Origin of the sequence: Kribbella sp. NBC_01484 (genome assembly GCF_036227145.1) — a bacterium.
Taxonomy (GTDB): Bacteria; Actinomycetota; Actinomycetes; order Propionibacteriales; family Kribbellaceae; genus Kribbella.
The window spans coordinates 651,175-668,697 of record NZ_CP109437.1 but is presented as its reverse complement, the minus strand read 5'-3'; the positions used below and the strand labels follow the sequence as shown (position 1 = coordinate 668,697).

The window sequence follows — 17,523 nt, the reverse complement described above, 5'->3', positions numbered from 1 at the left end:
CCCTCCCGTGGAAGGAACCGGATATGACTCTCACCACCGACGGCGAGACCGTGGTGACCGGCCGGCGGCAGTGGATCGCACTGGGCGTTCTCTGCCTCGCCACGCTGCTGGTGTCGCTGGATCTGTTCGTGATGCTGCTGGCCGTGCCGGCGGTGACCGAGGCGCTCGGGGCGTCCAGCAGTCAGCAGCTGTGGATCCTGGACGTGTACGGGTTCATGGTGGCCGGTCTGATGATCACCATGGGCAATCTGGGCGACCGGATCGGCCGCCGCCGGCTGCTGCTGACCGCCGCTGCCGTCTTCGGTGTCGCGTCGATCGTCGCGGCGTACTCGGTCAGTCCCGGCATGCTGATCGGCGCCCGGGCGGTGCTGGGTATCGCCGGCGCCGCGATCGCGCCGTGCACGCTGTCGCTGATCTCGACGCTGTTCCCGAACACACGTCAGCGGGCGACCGCGCTGGGCATCTGGGCCGGATGCTTCACCATCGGTGCCGTGGTCGGTCCGATCGTCGGTGGCGTTCTGCTCGAGCACTTCTGGTGGGGCTCGGCTTTCCTGATCGGCGTACCGGCGATGGTCGTGCTGCTGGTGGTCGGTCCGATCCTGCTGCCGGAGTACCGGAACGAACAGGCCGGGCGGATCGACGTACCGAGTGTGGTGCTGTCGCTGGCCGCGATCCTGCCGGCGATCCACGGCCTGAAGCACCTGGCCGCGCACGGCGTCGGCGCCGAGTCCGTCGCCGCCCTGGTGATCGGCGGAGTCTTCGGCTGGATCTTCGTACGGCGTCAGCGTCGCCTGGCCGACCCGTTGGTCGACGTACGGCTGTTCACCCGGCTCACCTTCAGCGTGTCGCTCGGCAGCATGATGACGTACTCGATGCTGTCCGGCGGCGTGATGGTGTTCGTCGCGCAGTACTTCCAGCTGGTGCAGGGCATGACCCCGCTGACCGCCGGGATCGCGCTGGTCCCGGGCATGCTCACGTCCACCCTCGCCTTCCAGCTGGCGCCGCGGCTGGCCCAGCGGATCCGGCCGGGCGTGCTGATCCCGGCCGGCATCGCGTTCACGATCGTCGGGATGGCCGTCATGACGCAGGCGACCTCGACGACCGTCCTGGTGATCGCGTTCGCGGTCGAGGCCGTCGGCGCCGCGCCGCTGGTCACGCTGGGGACGAACCTGGTCATCGGCTCGGTCCCGCCGGAGAAGGCCGGGTCCGCCGGAGCGCTGACCCAGACCAGCAACGAGTTCGGCTACGCACTGGGCATTGCGATCCTCGGCAGCGTGGTCACCGCGGCGTACCGCAGCCAGATGGGCGGTCGCGGCGGCAACTCGCTGGGCGAGGCGATCACCCAGGGCGTCCCGAACGACGTCCTCGCCGACGCCCACGACGCCTTCACGACCGGCTTCCACCTGGCCGCCGGCATCACCGCCCTGGCCCTGACCGCCATCGCCGTCCTGCTGGCCGTCACCCTTCGCTCGGTGCCGCCGCTCAGTCGGTGAAACCGGGCAGGAACTCCTCCAGGACGGCCCGGAACGGGGCTTCGGCCTCGAGCTGCGAGAGTACGGCGATGCCGCCGATCCAGACGCGGTGGATCAGCAGGTACGACGGCGGCAGGTTGATCTTGAGCGCCATCGACGCGCTGGGGGACCGGAAGTCACCGGTCCGGTTCGCCTGGGCACGCATCCAGGCCCGGCTGAACTGGAACTTCTCGGCCCGGGCCGGCTCGGCGAACGGCGAGAGGTAATCCATCAGCTGGTCAGGGTCGATCTCCATCCGCGGCTTGATGAAGCCCTCCTCGCGCAGCCCGGCCAGGACGGCCGTGGCGTCGCCTTCCAGTGAGATCCGCAGCAACCGCCCGATGGCCGGCGGCAATCCCTCCGGCAGCCGCGCGCACAGGCCGAAGTCGACCACGCCGAGCCGGCCGTCGGGCATCACCCGGAAGTTCCCCGGATGCGGGTCCGAGTGCAGCAGACCGGCGTACTTCGGTCCGCTGAACATGAACCGGACGTACTTCAGCCCGATCTCGTCGCGCTCCTGCTGGGTGCCGTCGGTGATGATCGACGACAGCGGCCGGCCCTCGATCCACTCGGACACGATGACGCTGGGGGAGTGCTTGATGACGCGTGGCACCACGAACTCGTCGTGATCCTTGAAGGCGTCGGCGTACTGCTGCTGCGCCTGGGCCTCGCGATCGTAGTCGAGCTCCTCGCCGATCCGCTCCTGCAGCTCGGTGACCAGCGGCTTCATGTCCAGGCCGGGGACGAACGTTCCGAAGGTCCGGGCGAACCGGCCGAGCTGGCGCAGGTCCGCGCGCAGGGCATCGGCGGCGCCCGGGTACTGCAGCTTGATCGCGACCTCGCGGCCATCGGTGAGGATGCCGCGGTGCACCTGGCCGATCGACGCGGCCGCCGCGGGCACGTCGTCGAACTCTTCGAACCGGTCCCGCCAGCGCTTGCCCAGCTCGCGCGACAGGATCGTGTGTACGGTCGAGGCCGGCATCGGCGGGGCGGAGTCCTGCAGCTTGGTCAGGGCGGCCCGGTACGGCGCCGCGAGCTCCTCGGGCATCGCGGACTCCATCAGGCTGAGCATCTGCCCGAACTTCATCGCGCCGCCCTTGAGCTCGCCGAGAACGGCGAACAACTGGTCGGCTGTGCGGCGCTGGAACTCGGCGAGCACAGTCTCGGCCGGCGCACCACCGATCCGCTTGCCCAGGCCGAGCGTCGCCCGCCCGGCGGCACCGAGCGGCAGGCTGGCTAGTTTGGCGGTCCGGCTCAGCGCCTTACGAGGGAGATCCGACACGCACCCATTCTGTCCGGTCACCCAAGCCGGACGACGGAGGGGCGGTGTCCGACACCTTCTGCGTGTCGGACCCCGCCCCTACGACTTGGTGCGTCAGGCCTTGCCGAGGATTCGGTTCAGGTTCGTACCGCACTCGGGGCACTTGGCCTTGGCCATGCGCGTGCCCTTGTCGTTGACCTTGACCTCGCCGTCGGCGGTGCGCTTGGCCTTGCACTTGACGCAGTAGAACTCGCCGCTCCAGGTCTCTGCCATGAGGGCCCTCTCCTTGCTTCTGTACCAGCCCGGGGTTCCCACCCCGGGCAGTCGTGGATGCTAACGGCAGACCGTCCTGCCGTAGGCCGTTCGGCCCAATCGGGATTCACCCTACGGCAGCCTGGCGCAGGCTCAAGCGCACCTCCCGGCCCGCGCGCCGCTCAACGCCGCCTGGGAAAGCCCTTTCTGAGAGCTTCTCCCAAAAGGAACAAGCTCCCGGTGATCCGCCTCCGGAACCGCTCGGCTTCCCCTCCGAGCGGCCCCGGAAGCGGTCCGGGAGCCTGTTGCACCTGACGCTAAGAGGCGGGCGTGGCGCTGGCAAGGCCGCGTTGTCCACGCCTGTGGATAACCCTGTGGGCAACCTGTGGGGCGCGCCGCGCGGCACTGTGGACGGGCGGGGGAACAGGATGTGAACAACCGGAATCGGTGACCCCAAAATCTGGCGTCTGACCTGCGGAAACGCGGATTCACAGGATGTGGACGGAAGAAAGTTGTCAGATTCTCAGGGTACTTTTTGACCCATGGCCGATTCTCCACCGCGACCGATCCCGCCGTTCGTGGACATCCGCCGCAGCAAGCGGCGCAAGCGGACCGTCAGCGCCTACCGGGACGGCGAGCGCGTGGTCGTGCTGATGCCCGACCGGCTGTCCGCCGCGGAGGAGGCGCGCTGGGTCGAGACCATGCTGGCGCGGCTGGACAAGCAGCGCAGCCGATCGCGCGTGTCGGACGAAAAATTGTTGGCCAGAGCACACGAACTCGCGTGTCGGCATCTCCCCGAAGTGCCCGAACCTGCGTCAGTCAGGTGGGTTTCGAACCAAAACAGACGGTGGGGATCCTGCACTCCGGCGGACCGATCCATCCGTTTGAGCACCCGTTTGCAGTCGATGCCCGCCTGGGTGGTCGACTACGTGCTCATCCACGAGCTCGCCCATCTGGTCGAGCCGGCCCACAACGCCGCCTTCTGGGCCCTGGTCCACCGCTACCCCAAAGCCGAGCGTGCCGAGGGCTATCTCGAAGGCATATCCGCCGCCTCGTCCCTCAACCTCGACGACTTCTGACCCCACCCCCACCCACCCCCCTCACCGCCGCCGCGGCGACTTTGAGCACCGGCCAACCCTTTGCGCGGCGCCGAAACGGTCGAGGGGTGCCCAAAGTGCGGGCGGGCGGTGGGGGGACGTACGGCGTACGAGAAAGGGTGGGGTGGGGTTAGCCCCAGGGTGGACTGGGTGGCTTCCTGCATGGTCGCCGCCTGCTCCCGCCAGCCAGGCTGTGATCCATAGCCAGCGCCGCGCCAGGTGCGCTGGGTGGGGCGCCTGAGGGGGCGCAGAGGGGCAGGGAAGGTATGGCCAGGGGACAGATCACGGTGCGGGCGGCGCGCTGGAGCGCCACCCATCCGTGGCGGGCGATCGCGATGTGGGTGGCGGTCGTGATCGCCTGTTTCGCACTCGGCTCGGTGACCGGGACCAAGCAGTCCGAGAACGAGGGCGACATCGGCGAGGTGACCCGGGCCGACAACATCGTCAAGTCCGGCAACTTCGCCGACCCGGACGTGGAGAGCGTGCTGATCACGGCTCCGTCCGGGACGCTCGACCAGAAGGCGGCCGACCAGGCGGCCGGCGTGGTGATCCAGAAGATGCGCGCCCTCGGTGGGGTCGCGGAGGTCGCCCAGCCGATCGCGTCGGCGACGAAGGACGCGGTGATCGTCAGGGTCACCCTGAAGGACGGCGAGGGCGACGACCGTGTGCAGCCGCTGCTCGACACCACAGCTCAGCTTCAGCAGCAGTACCCGAATCTCCGGATCGAGGAGGTCGGAGGACTGTCGATCGACAAGGCCCTCAACGAGACCCTCGGCAAGGACTTCAAGCGGGCGGAGATGTTCAGCCTGCCGGTGACGCTCGCGATCCTCCTGATCGCGTTCGGCGCGCTGATCGCTGCCTCGGTGCCGTTGGTACTGGCGCTGTCCGCAGTCGCAGCCGCGATCGGCTTGTCCGCGGCGGCGTCGCAGCTCATCCCCGCGGTCGACGCGGTGAACAGCGTGATCCTGCTGATCGGTATGGCGGTCGGCGTCGACTACTCACTCTTCTACCTGCGCCGTGAACGCGAGGAACGCGCGAAGGGTCGCGGTCACGTCGACGCGGTCGAGATCGCCGCCGCCACCTCCGGCCACGCGGTCGTCGTCTCCGGTACGGCGGTGATCATCTCGATGGCCGGGTTGTTCCTGGCTCGGGACGCGGTGTTCTCGTCCTTCGCGGTCGGCTCGATCCTGGTCGTCGCGGTGGCCGTCGCCGGTTCGCTGACCGTGCTCCCCGCCGTACTCGCGAAGCTGGGTCGCTGGGTGGACCGTCCGCGGATCCCGCTGGTGTGGCGACTGACTGCGAACAAGGGCAAGCCGCGCTTCTGGCCGACCGTGCTGAGGCCGGCCCTGAAGCACCCGGTCGCCACGCTGCTGGTCTCCGTCACCGCACTGCTGGCCGTCGCGTCGCCGGCGCTGGGGATGACGCTGAAGTTCCCGGGCACCGAGGATCTGCCGCGGACCACGTCGGTGATGAAGGCGTACGACCGGCTGACCGCGGCCTTCCCGAGCACGGGCACCAGCCACGAGGTCGCCGTCCGCGCACCGGCCAACCAGGCGCCGGCGGTCAAGGCCGCTCTCGCCGAGTTGGTGCAGCGCACGCAGCAGGACAAGCTCTTCGCGCAGGACGGTCTCGAGGAGCCGCGGTTCTCCAAGGACGGCACCGTCACGACCCTCGAGGTCGCCACGCCGTACGCGGGTGGCAGCCAGGAAGCGCGTGACTCGCTGACCAAGCTGCGCAAGGAACTGATGCCGGCGACGGTCGGCAAGGTGCCGGGAGTCGAGTACGCCGTCGGTGGGTTCGTGGCCGCGGACGTCGACTATGCGGCCCACACGCGGGCCAAGTTGCCGCTGGTGATCGGGTTCGTGCTGCTGCTGACGATGATCGTGATGATGGTGACGTTCCGGTCCGTGGTGGTCGCGATCACCGCGATCGGGCTGAACCTGCTGAGCGCGGGAGCGGCGTACGGCGTCGTCACCGCGGTGTTCCAGAACACCTGGGCCGAAGGGTTGCTGCACTTCCGGTCGAACGGGGCCGTGGTCAGTTGGTTGCCGCTGTTCCTCTTCGTGGTGCTGTTCGGGCTGTCGATGGACTACCACGTGTTCGTGGTCAGCCGGATCCGCGAGGCGGTGCTGCGCGGCGTACCGACCAAGCAGGCGGTGGCCGAGGGCATCACCGGCTCGGCCGGCGTGGTCACCAGCGCGGCGGCCGTGATGATCGGGGTGTTCGCGGTCTTCGCGACGCTGAGCACGCTGGACATGAAGCAACTCGGCGTCGGCCTGGCGGTCGCGATCCTGATCGACGCGACGATCATCCGTGCGGTCGTCCTCCCGAGCGTGATGACCCTGCTCGGCGACGCCAACTGGTGGGCCCCGAAGTGGCTCCGTGGCAAGCCCGGCAAGCACGCGATCCAGCCGCCGGCCCCGGAGGAGGAGCGCGAGCTCACCCCGGTCGGCTGACGGTTCCTTCAGCGCCTCACCCGGTGAAAATCGGGTGAGGCGCTGCCGCCGCCGAGCAGCGCTATCTCAGCAAGTACATTCCGGGTGAGCGGCTGTACGTCGATCAGATCAGCCCGCGAGACCGTGCACAAGTTGTCGTGGGCAACGAGGACCCGGCCAGCCCCACGCTCACCTTCAACTAGCTTGCCGGGCGCGGTGGGCGGCGGCTTTGACGCGGCTTTGGCATTGGGGAGAGCAGAAGCGGCGTTGGCCGTTGCGGGAGACGTCGACGAAGACGCGGTCGCACTGCGGGGCCGCGCACACGCCTAGGCGGCCGGCGAGCCCGGTGCCCAGGGCGAGCGCGAGGCCGGCCGCACAGCCGGCCGCCCAGCCGTTGACGAGTCCGTCGTCCGGGCCGTGGAAGTGCAGGCTCCAGCCGTCGTTCCGCCGGTCCAGCTGCGGTCGGGAGTTGGTGTCCACGAGCAGCGCGTTCACCTCGTCCGCCGCGCGATCGACGTCGCCCGCATGCGCGGCTTCGAAGACGATGCGCATCCGCCCCGCGAGCACGGCCAACCGCCGCGCGTCGTCCGGCTCGACGGACGGCCGCGGGTAGCCGATGGCTGCCAAGGCGTCGGAGACGGCCTGCGCCTCGTTGGCCGGCGCGGGGTACGGCGTGCCACCGGAGTAGCCGGGCGTCAGCCGGTTCACGTACTCGACGGAGGCCGCCAGCACGTTGCGGGCGTGACTATCAAAAGACACTTGACCGGTCATGGGTCCTCTCCGTAGGCTCTCGCGTGACCGATCATAGCCACTTAGACAGTCATGGGAGCCGGAGATGAGTGCGGTAGCGACCTTGACCTCGCCGTGGCGCGGGTTGTCTCCGGCGGTCTGGATCCTGGTCACGGCCCGCGCGGTCAACCGGATCGGCGCGTTCACGCTGCCGTTCCTCGGCGTCGTGCTCACCGTCGAGTTCGGCACCTCGCTCAGCCAGACCGGCGTGATCCTGGCGCTCTTCGGCGCGGCCACGATCCCGTCCCGGTTGCTCGGCGGACACCTGGCCGACCGGCTCGGCCGTCGCCGTACGATCGTCCTCGGCCTGACCGGCTGCGCCGTCGCCCAGACCGGGATCGCGTTGAGTCACGCGCTGTGGTCGGCCGTCCTCGCGACCGTGCTCCTCGGCCTCGCTTTCGAGATCTACGAGCCGCCAAGTCAGGCGATGATCGCCGACGTGACCAGTCCGTCCGATCGGCCGGCGGCGTACGGGTTGTACAGCGCGGCGCTGGCCGCGGCCGGCGTCCTGGCCGGCCTGCTCGCCGCGGCGATCAGCCACGTCGACCTGCGCTGGCTCTTCGTCGCCGACGCCCTCACCTGCCTGGCCTGCGCCGTCCTCGTCGCACTCGCCCTTCCAGGTGACGTACGGCGGGAGACGGAAGAGGTCGTCGTCAGGTCCAAGGAAGCCTCGGTGTGGCGGGACCGGCGGCTGTTGCTTCTGCTTGCCAGCGGGACCGTGTTCGCCACCATCTATATGCAACTGGTGATCGGTGTGCCGCTGACGCTGCTCGAGCAGGGCCTGCCGAAGTCCGGCACTGGCTTCATCTTGGCGGTCTCTGCGGTGACCTTGATCATCGCTCAACGCCTGCTCCGGTTGCAGCAGCTCGACGACTTCCGGGCGATGACAGTCGGCTACGTCCTGCTCGGCGCGGGGCTCATCGTCATCGCTATCGCCCACAGCCTCGCGATCTTCCTGCTCGCCGCAGTGCTCTGGAGCTTGGGTGACCTCTTCCTCCTGACCCGCTACCTCACGCAGGCATCCGGCCTCGCACCCGAGCACGCTCGCGGCCGCTACCTCGCCGTCTTCGGCCTGAGCTGGGGCATCGCGACCACCATCGCCCCACTGACCGTCACCCAACTCCTCGACGCAGCGGGCCCGAAGGGTCTATGGCTCACCAGCGCGGCGGTGGCCGCCGCGCTGGCTCTCGTCCAACCGTGGCTCAGGAAGCGACTGGCTCCAGCCTGACCGTCAGGCCCTTGGCGACCGGGGTATTGCTGCCCTTGGCGACGTCGTCGGCGGACATCAGGACATTGGTCTCCGGGTAGTACGCCGCCACGCAGCCGCGCGCGGTCGGGTACGACACCAGCCGGAACCCGGAGGCCCGCCGCTCGACGCCCTGGAACTCGCTCACGATATCGACGTACGCACCGTCCTTCAGCCCCAGCTCGGCCAGGTCGTCCGGGTTCACGAAGACGACCTCGCGGGTGCCGTTGATGCCGCGGTAGCGGTCCTCGAGCCCGTAGATCGTGGTGTTGAACTGGTCGTGACTGCGCATCGTCTGCAGCAGCAGCCGGCCAGGGGCGGTCGGCAACCAACTGAGATCGTTCGCGGTGAACTGCGCCCGCGCGTCGGACGTCCGGAACTCGCGCCTGTCCCGGGCGGCGTGTGCCAGCAAGAACCCGCCCTCGTTGGCCCGCAGCCGATCCTCGAAGTCCTCGTACCCGTCGGCCACCCGGCCGATCCGCTGCCGGATCAGGCTGTAGTCCTCGGCGAAGTCGGCCCACGGGATCTGCCCGATATCCGGTACGACGGTCCGCGCGAGCCCGCAGATGATGCCGATCTCCGACTTCAGCTCCGGACCCGGCGGCGTCAGATTGCCCGTGGACAAATGCACCGCGCCTTGCGAGTCCTCGACCGTCACCGACTGCGGTCCGGCCGCGGTGTGGTCGTGATCGGTCCGCCCGAGCGTCGGCAGGATCAACGCCTCGCGCCCGGTGATGGTGTGCGACCGGTTGAGCTTGGTCGAGACGTGCACGGTCAGGTCGCACTCCCGCAGCCCTCGGTGCACGACCTCGGTGTCAGGTGTCGCGGAGGCGAAGTTGCCACCCATGGCGAAGAAGACCCGGACCGCACCGTCACGCAGCCGTTTCACCGTCTCGGCCGCGTCGATGCCGTGCTCGCGGGGTGCGGTGAACGAGAACTCGGCGTCCAGCTTGTCCAGGAACGTGTCCGGCACCTTCTCCCAGATGCCCATGCTGCGGTCGCCCTGGACGTTCGAGTGGCCGCGCACCGGGCACGGGCCGGCGCCGGGCTTGCCGATGTTTCCCTGCAGGAGCAGCACGTTGACGATCTCGCTGATCGTCGCGACGGCCTCCCGGTGCTGGGTCAGGCCCATCGCCCAGCAGATCACCGTCGCCTTGGACTTGATGAACCGCTGGGTGAACTCCTCGATCTCCGCCCGGCGCAGCCCGGTCGCGAGCTCGACGGCAGCCCAGTCGAGCTCGGCGTTGTGCTTGGTGTAGACCTCGTAACCGCTGGTGTGGCTCTCGATGAAGGACGTGTCGAGCACGGTCCCGGGGCTCGCCGCCTCGGCCTCGAGCAGAAGGTGGCCGACGGCAAGGAACAGCGCCTGGTCGCCGCCGATCCGGATCTGCAGGAGCTGGTCGGCCAGCGGCGTACCCTTGCCGACCCAGCCGCGCGGGCGCTGCGGGTTCTTGAAGTTCATCAGGCCGGGCTCGGGCAGCGGGTTCACCGAGACGATGTCGGCGCCGTTGCGCTTGGCGATCTCGAGGTGGCTGAGCATCCGGGGCGCGTTGGTGCCCGGGTTCTGGCCGACGACGACGATCAGCTCGGCCTCCTCCAGCATCTCCAGCGTGACGGCGCCCTTGCCGCTGCCGATCACCCGGGACAGCGCCGTACCGGACGACTCGTGGCACATGTTCGAGCAGTCGGGCAGGTTGTTGGTGCCGTAAGCCCGGACGAAGAGCTGGTAGAGGAAGGCGGCCTCGTTGCTGGTCCGGCCGGAGGTGTAGAAGACGGCGTCGTTCGGGTCGACGAGGGCCTTCAGGTGCCGCGCGACGACCTGGAACGCCTCTTCCCAGCCGACCGGCTCGTAGCGCGTCGCCCCCGCCCGCAGCAGCATCGGCTCGGTGATCCGGCCGAGCTTGCCGAGCTCGAACTCGGAGATCTCGCTCATCGCCTCGACGGTGTGCTCGGCGAAGAAGGCGCGCGGCACCCGCTTGCGGGTCGCCTCCCAGGCCACCGCCTTGGCGCCGCTCTCGCAGAACTCGGCCGCGTGTTTGCGCTTGTGGTCGGGGTCCGGCCAGGCACAGGACGGGCAGTCGAAGCCGCCGTCCTGGTTCATCTTCAGGAAGACCTTGCCGGTCCGGGCCGGGCCCATCTCACGGAAACCGAACTTGAACGACGACAGCACGGCGGGGACGCCGGCGGCCTTCTTCTTCGGCTGTTCGATATCGACCATGTTTCAACAATAGGTCCAGCTATCGTCACGCGCTGCTTCGCTAGGCGAGGTTGTGGACAAGTGGCGCTCGGCACCATGGGGCGCCGCCTGGATGTGTTATCGCATCCCATAGTGCGGCGAGGCGTGGATTTCTACAGTCGTCGGCCATGGAGACCCGTCGAGCCCTCGTCACCGGCGCTGCGTCCGGCATCGGCGCCGCGTGTGCGCGGCGCCTCGCGGCCGACGGCGTACATGTCATCGCAGTCGACTACGACGCCACCGGACTCGAGGCGCTGGAGGGTGTGGAGACGGTTGTCGCCGATCTGGCCGACCTGGAGCGGCTGGAGGACCTGCCGACGGACGTGGACATCCTGGTGAACAACGCCGGGGTCCAGCAGGTCGCACCGGTAGAGCAGTTCCCGCCGGAGCGGTTCAGCTACATCCTGCGGCTCATGCTCGAGTCGCCGTTCCGCCTGATCCGGCAGACGCTTCCACACATGTACGGCGCCGGCTGGGGTCGCGTGGTCAACATCAGCTCGGTGCACGGTCTCCGGGCCAGCCCGTTCAAGGCGGCGTACGTCGCTGCCAAGCACGGACTGGAGGGACTCAGCAAGGTCGTCGCCCTGGAGGGTGCGGCGCACGGAGTGACCAGCAACTGTGTGAACCCGGCCTACGTCCGGACGCCGCTGGTCACCGCCCAGCTGGCCGATCAGGCGGCCACCCACGGCCTGTCCGAGGCAGAGGTACTGGACAAGGTCCTGCTCGAGCCGGTCGCGGTGAAGCGGCTGATCGAGCCGGCCGAAGTGGCGGAGCTGGTCGCGCTGCTGTGCGGCCCGGCGTCCGCCTCCATCACGGGGAGCTCGTTCGTACTCGACGGCGGCTGGACCGCCCACTAGCTCAGGAGAGAGCCCGCCCATGACAACTACAGAACCGGTCCGCACCCGGACGTCGATCGTCCGGGTGGTCGGCGCGAGTCTCGTCGGTACGACGGTCGAGTGGTACGACTTCTTCCTCTACGGCGTTGCCGCGTCGGTGGTGTTCGGAGACCTTTTCTTCCCCAAGGGCGAACAGCTCACCGGGACGCTCCTGAGCTTCGCGACGTTCGCAGTGGGGTTCTTCGCCCGTCCGATCGGTGGGGTGGTGTTCGGCCACTTCGGTGACCGGTTGGGCCGCAAGCAACTGCTCGTGCTGTCGCTGCTGATGATGGGCGTCGCCACCTTCGCGATCGGCCTTCTCCCGACCTATGCGCAGGTTGGTGCGCTCGCTCCAATCCTGCTGACCGTGCTGCGACTCGTGCAGGGCTTCGCACTCGGTGGTGAGTGGGGTGGCGCCGTACTGATTGTGTCTGAGCACGGTGACCCCGCGCGGCGTGGCTTCTGGGCGTCCTGGCCGCAGGCCGGTGCTCCCGCGGGTCAGTTGATCGCCAACGGCGTACTGGCTGGGCTGGCGGCGTTCCAGTCGGATGCTGCCTTCAACGCGTGGGGGTGGCGCATTCCATTCCTGCTGTCCGCAGTACTGGTGCTGGTCGGGCTGTGGGTGCGGTTGCGGATCGAAGAGTCACCGGTGTTCCAGGAGGCGCGGGCGAAGCAGGAGCCGGTGGACAAGCTGCCGATCATCGAGGTGATCACGCGCTATCCGCGGGAGGTGCTCACGGCCATGGGCGCCCGGATGGCGGAGAACGTCAGCTACTACATCTTCACCATCGTCATCGCGACGTACGCCAAGGAACACCTGGGCATGGGCAAGTCCTTCGCACTGAACGCCGTCCTGATCGGTGCGGCCGTGCACTTCTTCGCGATCCCGATGTGGGGTGCGCTGTCCGACCGGATCGGCCGGCGACCGGTGTATCTGATCGGTGCGGTGGGTGTGGGTGTCTGGGGCTTCCTCTTCGTGGCCCTCCTGGACACGAAGAACTTCGCCCTCGCCGCACTGGCCGTCACCGTCGGACTGGTGCTGCATGGCGCGATGTACGGACCACAGGCCTCGTTCTTCACCGAGTTGTTCGGCACCCGCGTCCGCTATTCGGGTGTGTCGATCGGCTACCAGCTCGCCTCGATCATTGCGGGCGGTCTGGCCCCGTTCATCGCGGTAGCGCTGCTCAAGGCGTACGACTCCGGCTATGCGATCGCTGTGTACGTCGCAGTCTGTGCGGTGATCTCCATAGTCGCGGTGACGTCGTACACCGAAACGCGTCGCCGGGACCTCACCACCCTCTAACTCTCTTCTTCTCTCATGACCAGGGGATGACGGGACGCTGAAGACAGCAGAGGTGGCATCATCGCCGGGATGGAAGAGCTTCTGCGGCTGCTGGCCGAGGATGCGCCCGGGAGCGAGCTGGCCCGGGCGGCGGGCGAGGACGCGGTGGCCCGCGACCTCGCCCTGCGCATCCGGGCCGGCATCGACGCCAGCAAGAAGCGTGAGGCCGAGCTGTCCGCCCTGGTCGACGTCGCCCGCGAACTCGCCTCGGCGCGCGACCCGGGCGGCGTACTCGACACCATCGTGCACCGGGCCCGCACCCTGATCGGCGCGGACGTGGCCTACCTGACCTTGTACGACGACGGCCGCGGCGACACATACATGCGGGCGACCGACGGATCCGTGTCAGCGGCCTTCCAGCAGGTCCGGCTGCCGCTGGGCGCCGGACTCGGCGGACTGGTCGCGGAGACCCACAAGCCCTACTGGACCGCCGACTACCCATCGGACCGGCGCTTCCGGCACACCACGTCGATCGACCACGCGGTCGGCGAGGAGGGGCTGGTCGCCATCTGCGGTACGCCGCTCATCGTCGACGGAGCCTTCGTCGGAGTGCTGTTCGCCTCCAACCGGACGCGCCGGCCGTTCAGCCGCGAGGAGGTCTCGCTGCTCGGCTCGCTCGCGGCCCTGGCGGCCGTGACGATCGTGCAGGTCCGGGCGGCCACGGAAACAGCGGCGGCACTGGACCAGGTGTCAGCGGCCCACGCCGGCGTCGAACACGCGGCCGCGGCGCACGACCGGTTCGCCGAGATCGTCCTGTCGGGCGGTGACGTGGACGCGATCGCGGCGGCGGTGGCCGAGTTGCTCGACGTGTGGGTCGTGCTCGTCGATGCCGTCGGCAACGAGTTGGCCGTGGCGGGGGACACGCACCGTGCCGCGGTGCCCTGGCAGGAGTCCGAGTCCGGCCGGTTGACCCGGATCGGTGACTGCTGGGTGGTCGCCGCGACCGCGAAGGGCGAGCGCCTCGGCGCTCTGGTGATCGGCGGTGTCGACGATCTGTCCGGCGCGGACCAGCGCATCGTCGAACGCGCCGCTGTGGTCACCGCACTGGTGCTGCTGTTCCGCCGTCAGGCCGCCGAGCAATCCCAACGTGCACAGGCGGATCTGCTGGCCGATGTGCTCAGTGGCAGCGCTGATCCGAGGACACTGACCGATCGACTCCGTCTACTCGCGCCGAACCACCGCCACGACCGCCTGGTCGTAGCAGTGGTGCGCGGGGACCACTCCGCCGTACGGGCTCGGCTGTCGGCACCACTGGAAGAGAAGCTGGTGCTCTCTGGTCCGTTTGGCGGAGACCTGGTGCTGTTGCTCGCCCGCACCGACCCTGCGTCGGCTGCGCGAGAGTTGGCTGACGTTGCCAAACGGGCTGCAGTGACGATCGCCGTGACCGGTCCGGCGGGTTGGAGCTCGCTGGTCGACGCGCATCGTCAGGCTGCGCGGCTAGCAGCGACCATGCTGCGACTCGGGCGCAGTGGCGAGTCCGCGACGCCTGACGACCTCGGAGTCGCCGGTCTGGTTGGTGCCGCGGACGTCGACGTACGGGCGCATGTGCGGCACGTCCTGGGCGCAGTACTCGACTATGACGACCAGCGTGGCACCGATCTGGTCGGCACCCTGCACGCGTACTTCGCAGCCGGCCAGAGTCCGACGAGAGCGGCGACGTCGCTACACATCCACCCGAACACCGTTCAGCAACGCCTGGACCGCATCGCTGCCCTGCTTGGCGACGGCTGGCAGTCACCGGAACGCGCCCTGGACATCCAGGTCGCGCTCCGGCTGCAGCAAGCCATCAGGGGATGAGCACGAGCCGTCCGCGCACGCCGCCCTTGGCGAGGCGCCGGTACGCCGTTGCCGCATCCTGCAGGGGATAGGTCTCGGCAACCCGCGTCGAGATTGCACCTGCCTCGACCAGCTCGACCAGCTCAGTCAGGTCGCGCCGGTTGGCGTGCAGGAAGAGCTGCTCGACGGTGATGTTGCGGAGGTGCGGCGGCCGTGGCCCGGCCTGCAGATGGACGTGTTGGCCCCCGTTGCGGACCGCCTCCTGTGCACCGACCCCGACGATCGCCGCATCCACCAGAGCATCCACGCCGGCCGGGACGATCTCGCGGACTGCGGTGGCCAGGTCGGCCGAGCGTCGTACGAAGTGATCCGCGCCGAGACGTCGTACCAGGTCCTCGTCCTGGTCGCCGGCGGTGGCGATGACGGTGAGGCCTTGGTGCTTGGCCAGTTCGACCGCATACCCACCGACGCCGCCGGCGGCGCCAGTCACCAGGACGGTCTGCCCCGAGATGGCGCGCAGTGCTTGCAGTGCGGTGATTGCGTTCAGTGGGATGGTCGATGCGGCGACAGGGTCCATGGTGGTCGGCGCGACGGCGTGCGCATCCAGTACGACGTACTCCGCGTGCGTCTTGAGGGATCGCCCGAGCAGATCGGCCAGACCGATGACCGCCGTACCTGGTGTGAGGTCCACACCGGACCCGACCGCGTCGACGGTGCCGGCCACGTCCCAGCCGAGGCCGAACTGTTCTCTCGGCGCAGTCAGACCGAACTGCACAGCCAGCCCCGCGCTCACCGCCAGATCCACCGGGTTGACCGCGGCGGCGGCCACTTTGATCCGGACTTGCCCGGCCGCAGGCTCCGGAATCGGCGTCTCGATCAGCTCGAGGGTGTCCGGTCCTTCCAGCCGCCGGGCCACGAGTGCGCGCATAACGTGTCTCTCCTTGTGTCGATACCCTGTTGGTGACACCACTGTCGGAGAGTTACTCTCTATCGGGAAGTACGTACTTTGAAGTGCGTACCGTACGGCGAGGAGAGTCATGCCCACGCGCACCGCCGCTCAGCGCCGGGAAGAGGCAGCCCGCGAGTACGACGCATTCCTGGCCAGCTGCCCGGCCCGGCAACTGCTGGACCGGATCAGCGACAAGTGGGTGACGCTCATCCTCACCGCGCTCGCCGAAGGCCCGCAGCGGTACTCCGACCTGTCCCGCCGGATCGCCGGCGTCAGCCAGAAGATGCTGACCCAGACACTGCGCTCGCTCGAACGCGACGGCTTGCTCACGCGCTCGGTGACGCCGTCGGTGCCGGTCCGTGTGGACTACGAACTGTCGCCACTCGGCCAGAATCTGATGCCGCTGATCTCCGCCATCAAGTCCTGGGCCGAGACTCATATGACCGAGGTCAACGCCGCCCGGACCGCGTACGACGTCGGCGCGGCTGTCGGGTGATCGGCCGACAGGTGTCGGCCGGGTCAGCGTCTCCACCGCCAAGACATACGTCGAGCGCCTCTACTAACACGGCCTGATAGAACCAAATACCTGACAGCTACCCGCCCTTTGATCAATCCGGCTTCCGGCAAGGAGACACGGTGAGCGAGCCAGCCCGCTCCGCCAGCGCGAACGACCGACGAATCGTCGTACTGGTCCTGCCTTCCAACCCCACCTGGGCCCCACCCGGTCGTTCCCCCGAAGCCTGGCGCCTAGCCCTAGCCGAAGACACCTACGAGGTCCTGGCCGCCCTGGACCGCGTCGAGGTAGCAGTAGCCGTCCTCAACGGCACCGAAGCATCCCTCCAAGAAGCCACCAACCTCACCTGGCCCGGCACCCCCGTCTACACCGCCCCCACCCTCCACCAAGCCCTAACCCAAGCCGCCACCCTCACCCCGGCCGAGGTCGGCGTGTCCACCAGTGGGACCGGCCGAGTGGCGGCTGTGGTTGCTGTCGCGTACGACGCTCCGGACCTCCCAGGTCTCCTGATCGGCAAACTCTTCCGCGCCCTCTCCACCGCCGACATCGCCGTCTGCCCCGCCGAGGACGGCTCCCAGGTGGCCCTCGGCGTCAACCTCCCCATCGCCAACTGGCTGACCGATTCCCTCGAACTGAGCCTCGACCTCACTCTCGGGGAACTCGACCAAGCCAAACCCCGCCGCCACGCCGTAGCCGTCGGCCCAGGCTGGCACCGCCTCCGCTCACCCGCCGACCTCGCCAGCCTCGACCCCGGCTTGGAAGGCTGGGATGCGACCCGTTCCATACTTCGTCACGCCTGACCCGTCACCTTCTGGCTTCCCGCTCGTTCACCAGGCAGCGGACAACTTCTGGGGGAAGCTCGCCCGCCGCATTGCCGGCCTGCCGATTCCGTTCAGGGGCGGAAATCGACACCGGCCACCACAGCCCTCTGGACCCCGGGGCACTCGGCTCCCTCGCGGAACGAACCCCAACCGGCCATCGGGCAACCGTGCACGGGGACGCACGGGCACCAGCGACGCAACAAGAACAGCGCAACACAACGGGGGAACAAAAGACAACGGGGAACTGCAGTACGCCACAAGGAAGGGCGCAGGTGGTGCGGGGAACGGGGGAAGCTCCGCGGCATCACAACGGAAGCGGGGAGGCTCCACCAGCAGCGCAGCGGTAGGCCACGGGGAACGGGCCCCGCGGCGAAACGGGGGTTGGGGGAGCGGGACCTGCGGCGAATCTGGGGCTCACG

14 protein-coding genes are annotated in these 17,523 nt (G+C 68.7%); 9 read left to right on the top strand and 5 right to left on the bottom strand.

Annotation, left to right across the window (positions count from 1 at the left end):
* The first annotated feature begins 23 nt into the window (after positions 1-23).
* Positions 24-1,493 carry an MFS transporter gene (locus OG555_RS03135; RefSeq protein WP_329480982.1) on the top strand — a complete coding sequence of 490 codons (1,470 nt, stop codon included), beginning with the start codon at positions 24-26 and terminating at the stop codon, positions 1,491-1,493.
* On the opposite strand, the gene OG555_RS03130 is transcribed toward OG555_RS03135, so the two are convergent.
* Both OG555_RS03130 and OG555_RS03125 read right to left on the bottom strand, forming a co-directional pair.
* Complete coding sequence (locus OG555_RS03130; RefSeq protein ID WP_329480980.1) at positions 1,483-2,793, bottom strand: ABC1 kinase family protein; 1,311 nt, start codon at positions 2,791-2,793, stop codon at positions 1,483-1,485. The two genes, OG555_RS03135 and OG555_RS03130, sit on opposite strands and share 11 nt — an antisense overlap.
* A 93-nt stretch (positions 2,794-2,886) precedes the next feature.
* Positions 2,887-3,045: a DUF5679 domain-containing protein gene (locus tag OG555_RS03125; protein WP_012922897.1), complete on the bottom strand. Its 159-nt coding sequence runs from the start codon at positions 3,043-3,045 to the stop codon at positions 2,887-2,889.
* Positions 3,046-3,566: 521 nt separating this feature from the next.
* Between OG555_RS03125 and OG555_RS03120 the strand changes: the two genes are divergently transcribed.
* Both OG555_RS03120 and OG555_RS03115 read left to right on the top strand, forming a co-directional pair.
* Complete coding sequence (locus tag OG555_RS03120) at positions 3,567-4,103, top strand: M48 family metallopeptidase (RefSeq protein WP_329480978.1); 537 nt, start codon at positions 3,567-3,569, stop codon at positions 4,101-4,103.
* 284 nt (positions 4,104-4,387) lie between these two features.
* Positions 4,388-6,577, top strand: a complete 2,190-nt coding sequence (locus tag OG555_RS03115; RefSeq protein WP_329480976.1) for an MMPL family transporter — start codon at positions 4,388-4,390, stop codon at positions 6,575-6,577.
* Positions 6,578-6,751: 174 nt separating this feature from the next.
* Here the strand turns inward: OG555_RS03115 and OG555_RS03110 are convergent, their stop codons facing one another.
* The gene (locus OG555_RS03110) at positions 6,752-7,327 is read right to left on the bottom strand and encodes a CGNR zinc finger domain-containing protein (protein WP_329480974.1); all 576 of its coding nucleotides are present in this window, start codon (positions 7,325-7,327) and stop codon (positions 6,752-6,754) included.
* A 64-nt stretch (positions 7,328-7,391) separates the two neighbouring features.
* Between OG555_RS03110 and OG555_RS03105 the strand changes: the two genes are divergently transcribed.
* The gene (locus OG555_RS03105) at positions 7,392-8,573 is read left to right on the top strand and encodes an MFS transporter (RefSeq protein ID WP_329480972.1); all 1,182 of its coding nucleotides are present in this window, start codon (positions 7,392-7,394) and stop codon (positions 8,571-8,573) included.
* Here OG555_RS03105 and OG555_RS03100 read toward each other — a convergent pair.
* Complete coding sequence (locus tag OG555_RS03100) at positions 8,548-10,809, bottom strand: FdhF/YdeP family oxidoreductase (protein WP_329480970.1); 2,262 nt, start codon at positions 10,807-10,809, stop codon at positions 8,548-8,550. The two genes, OG555_RS03105 and OG555_RS03100, sit on opposite strands and share 26 nt — an antisense overlap.
* Before the next feature lie 146 nt (positions 10,810-10,955).
* On the opposite strand from OG555_RS03100, the gene OG555_RS03095 reads away from it, so the two are divergent.
* From OG555_RS03095 to OG555_RS03085, 3 genes are all read left to right on the top strand, one after another.
* Positions 10,956-11,684 (top strand): 3-hydroxybutyrate dehydrogenase, encoded by a 729-nt coding sequence (locus OG555_RS03095; protein ID WP_329480968.1) that lies wholly within the window; start codon positions 10,956-10,958, stop codon positions 11,682-11,684.
* A gap of 19 nt (positions 11,685-11,703) precedes the next feature.
* On the top strand, positions 11,704-13,005 hold the full coding sequence (locus OG555_RS03090; protein ID WP_329480966.1) for an MFS transporter: 1,302 nt from the start codon (positions 11,704-11,706) through the stop codon (positions 13,003-13,005).
* A gap of 69 nt (positions 13,006-13,074) precedes the next feature.
* On the top strand, positions 13,075-14,841 hold the full coding sequence (locus tag OG555_RS03085) for a helix-turn-helix domain-containing protein (RefSeq protein WP_329480964.1): 1,767 nt from the start codon (positions 13,075-13,077) through the stop codon (positions 14,839-14,841).
* Here the strand turns inward: OG555_RS03085 and OG555_RS03080 are convergent.
* Positions 14,831-15,748, bottom strand: coding sequence for an NADP-dependent oxidoreductase (locus tag OG555_RS03080; protein WP_329480962.1), 918 nt, complete (start codon positions 15,746-15,748; stop codon positions 14,831-14,833). The two genes, OG555_RS03085 and OG555_RS03080, sit on opposite strands and share 11 nt — an antisense overlap.
* Positions 15,749-15,857: 109 nt before the next feature.
* Between OG555_RS03080 and OG555_RS03075 the strand changes: the two genes are divergently transcribed.
* Complete coding sequence (locus OG555_RS03075; protein ID WP_329480960.1) at positions 15,858-16,265, top strand: winged helix-turn-helix transcriptional regulator; 408 nt, start codon at positions 15,858-15,860, stop codon at positions 16,263-16,265.
* A 140-nt stretch (positions 16,266-16,405) separates the two neighbouring features.
* Entirely contained in the window at positions 16,406-17,083 is a 678-nt protein-coding gene (locus OG555_RS03070; RefSeq protein ID WP_329480958.1) for a hypothetical protein, read from the top strand.
* The last annotated feature ends 440 nt before the right edge of the window (positions 17,084-17,523 follow it).